Origin of the sequence: Mucilaginibacter sp. (assembly GCF_036383575.1) — a bacterium.
Taxonomy (GTDB): domain Bacteria; phylum Bacteroidota; class Bacteroidia; order Sphingobacteriales; family Sphingobacteriaceae; genus Mucilaginibacter.
In genome coordinates, this window is sequence record NZ_DASVOB010000552.1 from 1 (window position 1) to 7,221 (window position 7,221).

Annotated in this window: 15 protein-coding genes; all 15 read left to right on the forward strand. The window is 41.4% G+C overall.

From position 1 onward, the window contains the following. On the forward strand, positions 1-416 hold a 416-nt coding region (gene rplP / locus VF500_RS19570; RefSeq protein WP_330861297.1), incomplete at its 5' end, for a 50S ribosomal protein L16. A 124-nt stretch (positions 417-540) separates the two neighbouring features. Further along, complete coding sequence (gene rpmC / locus VF500_RS19575) at positions 541-750, forward strand: 50S ribosomal protein L29 (protein WP_090529266.1); 210 nt, start codon at positions 541-543, stop codon at positions 748-750. Between the two features lie 20 nt (positions 751-770). Beyond that, on the forward strand, positions 771-1,025 hold the full coding sequence (gene rpsQ / locus VF500_RS19580) for a 30S ribosomal protein S17 (protein ID WP_090529263.1): 255 nt from the start codon (positions 771-773) through the stop codon (positions 1,023-1,025). A gap of 1 nt (position 1,026) precedes the next feature. Continuing rightward, positions 1,027-1,395: a 50S ribosomal protein L14 gene (rplN, locus tag VF500_RS19585; protein ID WP_090529260.1), complete on the forward strand. Its 369-nt coding sequence runs from the start codon at positions 1,027-1,029 to the stop codon at positions 1,393-1,395. Position 1,396: 1 nt separating this feature from the next. Next, positions 1,397-1,726, forward strand: a complete 330-nt coding sequence (rplX, locus tag VF500_RS19590; RefSeq protein ID WP_121233543.1) for a 50S ribosomal protein L24 — start codon at positions 1,397-1,399, stop codon at positions 1,724-1,726. Then, a complete protein-coding gene (gene rplE / locus VF500_RS19595; RefSeq protein WP_090529254.1) occupies positions 1,726-2,289 on the forward strand; it encodes a 50S ribosomal protein L5 in 564 nt (187 codons plus the stop codon). The genes rplX and rplE overlap by 1 nt, the downstream gene beginning before the upstream one ends. Further along, positions 2,282-2,551: a 30S ribosomal protein S14 gene (gene rpsN, locus VF500_RS19600; protein ID WP_091215973.1), complete on the forward strand. Its 270-nt coding sequence runs from the start codon at positions 2,282-2,284 to the stop codon at positions 2,549-2,551. Before rplE ends, rpsN begins: the two co-directional genes overlap by 8 nt. A gap of 146 nt (positions 2,552-2,697) precedes the next feature. After that, entirely contained in the window at positions 2,698-3,096 is a 399-nt protein-coding gene (rpsH, locus tag VF500_RS19605) for a 30S ribosomal protein S8 (RefSeq protein ID WP_121233544.1), read from the forward strand. A gap of 18 nt (positions 3,097-3,114) precedes the next feature. After that, complete coding sequence (gene rplF / locus VF500_RS19610; protein WP_330861298.1) at positions 3,115-3,672, forward strand: 50S ribosomal protein L6; 558 nt, start codon at positions 3,115-3,117, stop codon at positions 3,670-3,672. After that, positions 3,669-4,028, forward strand: coding sequence for a 50S ribosomal protein L18 (gene rplR / locus VF500_RS19615; protein ID WP_422656390.1), 360 nt, complete (start codon positions 3,669-3,671; stop codon positions 4,026-4,028). Before rplF ends, rplR begins: the two co-directional genes overlap by 4 nt. Before the next feature lie 27 nt (positions 4,029-4,055). Next, on the forward strand, positions 4,056-4,559 hold the full coding sequence (gene rpsE, locus VF500_RS19620) for a 30S ribosomal protein S5 (RefSeq protein WP_305367610.1): 504 nt from the start codon (positions 4,056-4,058) through the stop codon (positions 4,557-4,559). 6 nt (positions 4,560-4,565) lie between these two features. Further along, positions 4,566-4,745 carry a 50S ribosomal protein L30 gene (gene rpmD, locus VF500_RS19625; protein WP_022833274.1) on the forward strand — a complete coding sequence of 60 codons (180 nt, stop codon included), beginning with the start codon at positions 4,566-4,568 and terminating at the stop codon, positions 4,743-4,745. A 4-nt stretch (positions 4,746-4,749) separates the two neighbouring features. Beyond that, on the forward strand, positions 4,750-5,196 hold the full coding sequence (gene rplO / locus VF500_RS19630) for a 50S ribosomal protein L15 (protein ID WP_330861300.1): 447 nt from the start codon (positions 4,750-4,752) through the stop codon (positions 5,194-5,196). Positions 5,197-5,201: 5 nt separating this feature from the next. Next, a complete protein-coding gene (gene secY / locus VF500_RS19635) occupies positions 5,202-6,545 on the forward strand; it encodes a preprotein translocase subunit SecY (protein WP_330861301.1) in 1,344 nt (447 codons plus the stop codon). Between the two features lie 6 nt (positions 6,546-6,551). Further along, a partial coding sequence (gene map, locus VF500_RS19640) for a type I methionyl aminopeptidase (RefSeq protein ID WP_330861302.1) occupies positions 6,552-7,221 on the forward strand: 670 nt, incomplete at its 3' end.

Genomic DNA, 7,221 nt, shown 5'->3' on the forward strand with positions numbered 1-7,221 from the left:
AGCCAAAAAGAACGAAGTTCAGAAAGATGCAAAAAGGCAGGATGAAAGGTTTAGCCACCCGTGGTGCTGAACTTTCATTCGGATCTTTTGGTGTTAAATCACTCGAAGCGGCATGGATCACCAGCCGTCAGATCGAGGCTGCACGTATCGCTGTAACACGTTTTATGAAACGTGAAGGACAGGTTTGGATCAGGATATTTCCTGACAAACCTGTAACCAAGAAACCTGCAGAGGTACGTATGGGTAAAGGTAAAGGTGCTCCTGAATACTGGGTTGCGGTAGTACGCCCCGGAAGGATCATTTTTGAAGCCGAAGGTGTGCCTTTGGAAGTTGCTAAAGAGGCTTTACGCCTTGCAGCACAGAAATTACCAGTGCAAACTAAATTTATTGTACGTAGGGATTACGTAGAAGCATAAATTGAGGAGTTAGTTGAAGAGTTGTAAAGTTTTAATGTTGTGAAGTTAGATGCCGAATTTCACCATTCAAATAGAAACAATACAACGTTTAAACTTACCAACAGACAACAAATAACAAAGAAAAATGAAGAACTCAGAAATTTTGGGCCTATCAACTGAAGAGATTGTTGCTAAAATCAGCGAGGAAAGGGCTACCCTTACCAAATTGAAATTCGCTCACGCAGTTTCAGCTATTGAGAACCCGTCCCGTATAACCAAAGTACGCAAAGGAATTGCTCAGTTAAATACTGAATTAACAAAACGTAAAGCGGCGGCCGCTTCTGAAAAGAATTAATTTTTTAAACATTAGTAAAAATGGAAAGAAATTTAAGAAAAACACGTACCGGCCTTGTAGTAAGCAATAAGATGGAAAAATCTATTGTTGTGGCCGTTGAGCGTAAGGTGAAACACCCTATCTATGGTAAATTCGTAAAGAAAACTACCAAATTCAAGGCTCATGATGAAAACAATACTTGTGGCGTAGGCGATACAGTATTGATCATGGAAACCCGCCCGCTGAGCAAAACCAAAAACTGGCGATTAGTTGAAATTTTAGAAAGGGCTAAATAAGATGGTACAACAGGAATCAAGATTAACAGTAGCCGACAATAGCGGCGCTAAAGAAGTTTTAGTGATCCGTGTATTGGGTGGTACCGGTAAAAGGTATGCATCAATCGGCGATAAAATTGTGGTTACCGTAAAAAGCGCTTTACCATCAGGTAACGTGAAAAAAGGTACCGTATCAAAAGCCGTAGTTGTGCGCACTAAAAAAGAGATCCGCAGAAAAGACGGTTCATATATCCGTTTCGACGATAACGCAGCTGTGTTGTTAAACAACCAGGACGAGCCAAGAGGTACACGTATCTTTGGCCCTGTTGCAAGGGAACTGCGCGAGAAACAATTTATGAAAATTGTATCATTAGCACCGGAGGTATTGTAACATGGAAAAGAAAGTAAAATTAAAGATCCGTAAAGGCGACCTGGTTAAAGTTATCGCCGGCGATTCAAAAGGATCACAAGGCAAAATCGTTGAGGTTTTGGTAGATAAAAACAGGGCTATTGTTGAAGGTGCCAATATGGTATCTAAACATACTAAACCTAATGCTGCTAACCCTAACGGCGGAATTGTTAAACAAGAAGCTGCTATACATATTTCAAACCTAATGCTGGTTGATCCTAAATCAGGAAATCCAACCCGTGTTGGCCGTCAAAAAAATGACGCCGGCAAATTAGTAAGGGTAGCAAAAAAATCAGGGGAGGAAATTAAGTAATGACTTACGTACCAAGATTAAAATCAAAATACAAGGACGAAATCCGCACCGCACTGAAAGATAAATTTCAGTACAAAAGCGTAATGCAGGTTCCTAAATTGGAGAAAATTGCCATTAACCAGGGTGTAGGTGGTGCAACTACCGACAAGAAATTGATCGAAAACACCATTACTGAGTTAACTACCATCACTGGTCAGCAAGCAGTATCTTCAAAATCTAAAAAAGATATCTCAAACTTTAAGTTGCGTAAAAATATGCCGGTTGGCGTACGTGTTACCCTGCGTGACAACACAATGTATGAGTTTTTGGATCGTTTGATCGCTGTTGCCCTGCCACGTATCCGTGACTTCAAAGGCATTAACGATAAAGGTTTTGACGGAAGAGGCAACTATACATTAGGTATTACTGAGCAAATTATCTTCCCTGAGATAAATATTGACAAAATCAATAAAATCCAAGGTATGGATATTACCTTTGTAACCTCCGCAACAAACGATGTTGAAGCATTGGAGTTGTTGAAACAATTTGGTTTACCATTTAAAAATCAAAATAGCAATGGCTAAAGAAGGTGTAAAAGCACGTGAAGTAAAGCGCGCAAAATTAGTAGCTAAATTCGCTGAAAAAAGAGCTGCTTTGAAAGAAGCAGGTGATTACGCTGCTTTAGATAAATTACCAAAAGCATCATCACCGGTAAAATTGCACAACCGTTGCAAATTAACCGGCCGCCCTCGTGGTTATATGCGTCAATTTGGCATCTCACGTGTTACATTCCGTGAAATGGCTCTTGAAGGCAAGATCCCGGGAGTGAAAAAAGCAAGCTGGTAAGCAAGCTAAATATCAGAGATTGGAGGTTGGAGGTTAGTGATTAGGTTCGCTAACCTCCAATCTCTAATCTCTAATCTCATGAATTTAACCGATGGAAGGTCGCCCCGGATGTTACGGGAAGGAAACCACCGTCATAACACAATAAAATGAATACAGATCCAATCGCAGATTATCTTACAAGAGTAAGGAATGCTATTAAAGCCAACCACCGGGTTGTTGAAATTCCTGCATCAAATCTGAAAAAGGAAATCACTAAGGTGCTTTTCGACAAAGGTTACATCGCAAATTACAAGTTTGAAGACAATGGTCCTCAAGGCAGCATTAAAGTTGCTTTAAAGTACCACCCGATAACTAAAATTTCTGCAATCCGCAGCATTTCGCGTATCAGTAAACCAGGTTTGAGGAAATATGCTGGCACAAGCAATATGCCACGTGTATTGAATGGTTTAGGAATCGCCATCCTGTCAACATCAAAAGGCGTTATGTCTGATAAAGAGGCACGTCAGCAAAATGTTGGTGGTGAGGTTTTATGCTACGTTTATTAACAGAAGAAATTTTAAGCAATGTCAAGAGTAGGAAAAGCACCGATAGCACTGCCACAAGGAGTAACCGTTACAGTTTCAGCAGATAATGTTGTTACAGTAAAAGGTCCTAAAGGCCAGTTGCAACAGGCAATTGATAGCGATATCACTATTGCACAGGAAGACGGTCAGTTACTGGTTCAACGCCCGTCTGATCAGAAACGTCACAAAGCGTTACATGGTTTATACCGTGCGCTTTTAAATAACATGGTAATTGGTGTAACCGATGGTTACAAAGTGACCCAGGAATTAGTGGGTGTAGGTTACCGTGCAACCAATACAGGTAATACATTAGATTTAGTGTTGGGTTACTCTCACCACTATGTATTTGAATTACCACAAGAAATTAAAGTTACAACCACTGCTGATAAGGGTAAAAACCCAACCATCATACTTGAATCAATTGACAAACAGTTAATTGGCCAGGTAGCAGCTAAAATACGTTCGTTACGTGCTCCAGAGCCTTACAAAGGTAAAGGTATTAAGTTCCAGGGCGAAATATTGAGAAGAAAAGCAGGTAAATCAGCATCTAAAAAATAATCGTCATGGGAGCTAAACTATCAAGAAGAGACAGGATTAAAAAAGGCATCAGGAAACGCCTTTCAGGGTCAACAGAGCGTCCCCGCCTGTCAGTATTTAGAAGTAATAAAGGTATTTATGCGCAGATCATTGACGATGTCACCGGTAAAACTTTAGTTTCAGCATCATCTTTATCAAAAGATTTTACCGCTGATGGCACAAAATCTGATCAATCAGTAGCCGTAGGCAAACTGGTAGCGCAGAAAGCTATCGCAGCAGGTATTAAAGATGTGGTTTTCGACAGGAACGGTTACCTGTACCATGGCCGTGTTAAGTCATTGGCCGAAGGTGCACGTGAAGGTGGTTTAAACTTTTAATCGAAAAGAGAAATGTCAACAATCAACATAAAAAGAGTAAAAACAAGCGAGATCGAATTAAAAGACCGCTTGGTAAGCATACAGCGTGTTGCCAAAGTAACCAAAGGTGGCCGTACTTTCAGCTTCTCTGCTATCGTAGTAGTAGGTGATGAAAACGGTGTTGTAGGTTACGGTTTAGGTAAAGCTAAAGAGGTAACTGAAGCTATTGCTAAAGGCATTGATGATGCTAAAAAGAACCTGGTAAAAGTTCCAATCATTAACGGAACTGTACCTCATGAGCAAATTGGTAAATTTAGCGGTGGTTTTGTTTTTATTAAACCAGCTGCTAACGGTACCGGTGTAATTGCTGGTGGTGCTATGCGTGCCGTATTAGAGTCGGCAGGTGTACACAACGTATTGGCAAAATCAAAAGGTTCATCAAACCCGCACAACGTGGTAAAAGCAACCGTATCGGCATTAGCCCAGTTACGTGATGCAAATACAGTAGCACAACAGCGCGGAATTAGTTTAGGTAAAGTATTTAACGGATAATCAGTCATGGCTAAGATCAAAATAACACAGATTAAGAGCGTGATCGACAGAACGGAACGCCAGAAAAAAACAATCGAGGCTTTAGGCTTGCGTAAAATTAACCACAGTGTGGAAGTTGAGGCTACACCTGCTATAGTTGGGATGGTTAGGAAAGTGAACCACCTGGTAGCGGTTGAAAATATTTAATATCATGAATTTAAGTAATTTAAAACCTGCAGAAGGTTCAACCAAAAATAGAAAAAGAATTGGCCGTGGTACAGGTTCTGGCCGTGGCGGTACGTCAACCCGTGGCCACAAAGGCGCCGGTTCACGTTCAGGTACCAGCACCAAGGTAGGCTTTGAAGGCGGTCAGATGCCTTTACAGCGCCGTGTGCCTAAGGTAGGCTTTAAAAACCCTAACCGTGTTGAGTACACAGGTGTAAACCTTGACGTACTTCAGGAATTAGTAACAAAGTTTTCGCTTACAGCTGTTGATTTTGATACTTTGAAAGAGCACGGTTTGGTATCACGTAACGACCAGGTTAAGATCCTTGGCCGTGGTGAGCTTACTGCCAAATTAGAAGTTAAAGCACATGCATTTACTGCTACAGCTCAAAAAGCTATTGAAGCTGCAGGTGGTACCATAGTTAAGTTATAATTTCGATGAAGAAATTTTTCACCACATTATCCAATATCTGGAAAATCGAAGATCTGAGAGTGCGTATTATTAACACACTCTTATTTCTTTTAATATATCGTGTAGGCTCATTCGTGGTTTTACCCGGCGTTAACGCTGCGGTAGCATCAACCCAAAAGGCAGAAGGATTAGTAGGATTGCTGAATATGTTTGCGGGAGGTTCGTTTTCACGTTCCTCTATTTTCGCGTTAGGTGTTATGCCTTACATTTCGGCTTCAATTGTGGTGCAACTGCTGGGTATTGCCGTTCCGTATTTTACCAAATTGCAAAAAGAAGGTGAAAGCGGGCGCAACAAGCTTAACCAATGGACCCGTTACCTAACAATAGGTATTACCTTTTTACAGGCTATAGGTTACCTTAAATCGCAGGTTGCTGCCGATGCAAGGACTATTGCTGATCCTTTCACCTTCATCTTCCTTAATACATTTGTATTAACGGCAGGTACATTATTTGTAATGTGGCTGGGTGAAAAGATCACGGATAAAGGTATAGGTAATGGTATATCGCTCATCATTATGGTGGGTATCATAGCCCAGTTACCAATGGCTTTTGCTAACGAGTTCATTTCGCGTAATAGCGGTGCTGGTGGTTTGATCGCTTTCATTGTTGAGATTGTGGCACTTATTGGTGTGGTAATGTTTACTATACTGATAGTACAGGGAACACGTAAAATTTCGGTGCAATACGCTAAACGTATTGTGGGTAATAAACAATATGGCGGTGTGCGCCAGTATATACCTTTAAAGGTAAATGCTGCAGGTGTAATGCCGATCATCTTTGCTCAGGCTTTGATGTTTATCCCGCAAACTGTATCTCAGTTTTTCCCTAATGTATCATCAAACGGTATATTAATAGCTTTGGCTAACTATAACTCATGGGAGCATAACCTGCTGTTTGGTATCCTGATCATCCTGTTCACTTATTTCTATACTGCTATTACGGTTAACCCTAACCAAATGGCTGATGATATGAAAAAGAACGGTGGCTTTATACCAGGCATCAAACCAGGCCGTACTACTGCCGAGTTTATTGATGGCGTAATTTCAAGGATAACTTTACCAGGATCGGTATTCCTGGCTATTATAGCGATCATTCCGGCACTTGCCAGTTTGGTTGGTGTATCTCCGGTATTTGCAAGGTTTTTCGGCGGTACATCGCTGATCATCCTGGTAGGTGTTGTTTTGGATACATTACAGCAAATAGAAAGTCACCTGTTGATGCGCCATTATGATGGTTTAATGAAAACCGGACGGATTAAGGGACGTACAGCTATGCCTGCCGCTGCCGGTACCAGTCCGACAGCGATTTAATTAGTAATGTCAAAAATCAATTATAAGTCTGTCGAAGAGATAGAACTCATAAGAGAAAGTTCTTTACTTGTTTCTAAAACACTCGGAGAGATAGCTAAGGTTATCGCTCCGGGTGTTAAAACAATTGAACTGGATAAACTTGCCGAAACCTTTATACGGGATAATGGCGGTATTCCTGCCTTTTTAAACTATCACGGATTTCCTTATTCGCTGTGTATCTCTCTGAATGATCAGGTTGTACACGGTTTTCCCGGATCGCATGTTTTAACGGAAGGCGACTTGGTATCGGTTGATTGTGGTGTTGTTTTAAATAAATACTACGGCGACTCGGCTTATACCTTTGCCATTGGTGAAGTTAACGACCAGGTTAAAAAGCTGATGCGTGTAACGCAGGAATGCTTAAAGTTGGGTGTTGAAAAAGCGGTTGTAGGGATGCGGGTAGGTGATATCGGATACGCGGTACAGGAGCATGCCGAAAAGAACGGCTTTGGTGTAGTAAAGGAACTTGTTGGCCATGGTGTAGGATTAAAGCTGCACGAAAAGCCCGAAGTACCTAACTATGGCAAACGCGGTGCCGGTATCAAACTGGAAGAAGGCATGGTGATAGCCATTGAGCCCATGATCAATGCCGGCCGTGCCGGTGTTAAGTTTTGGGATGATGGCTGGACAGTTTCAA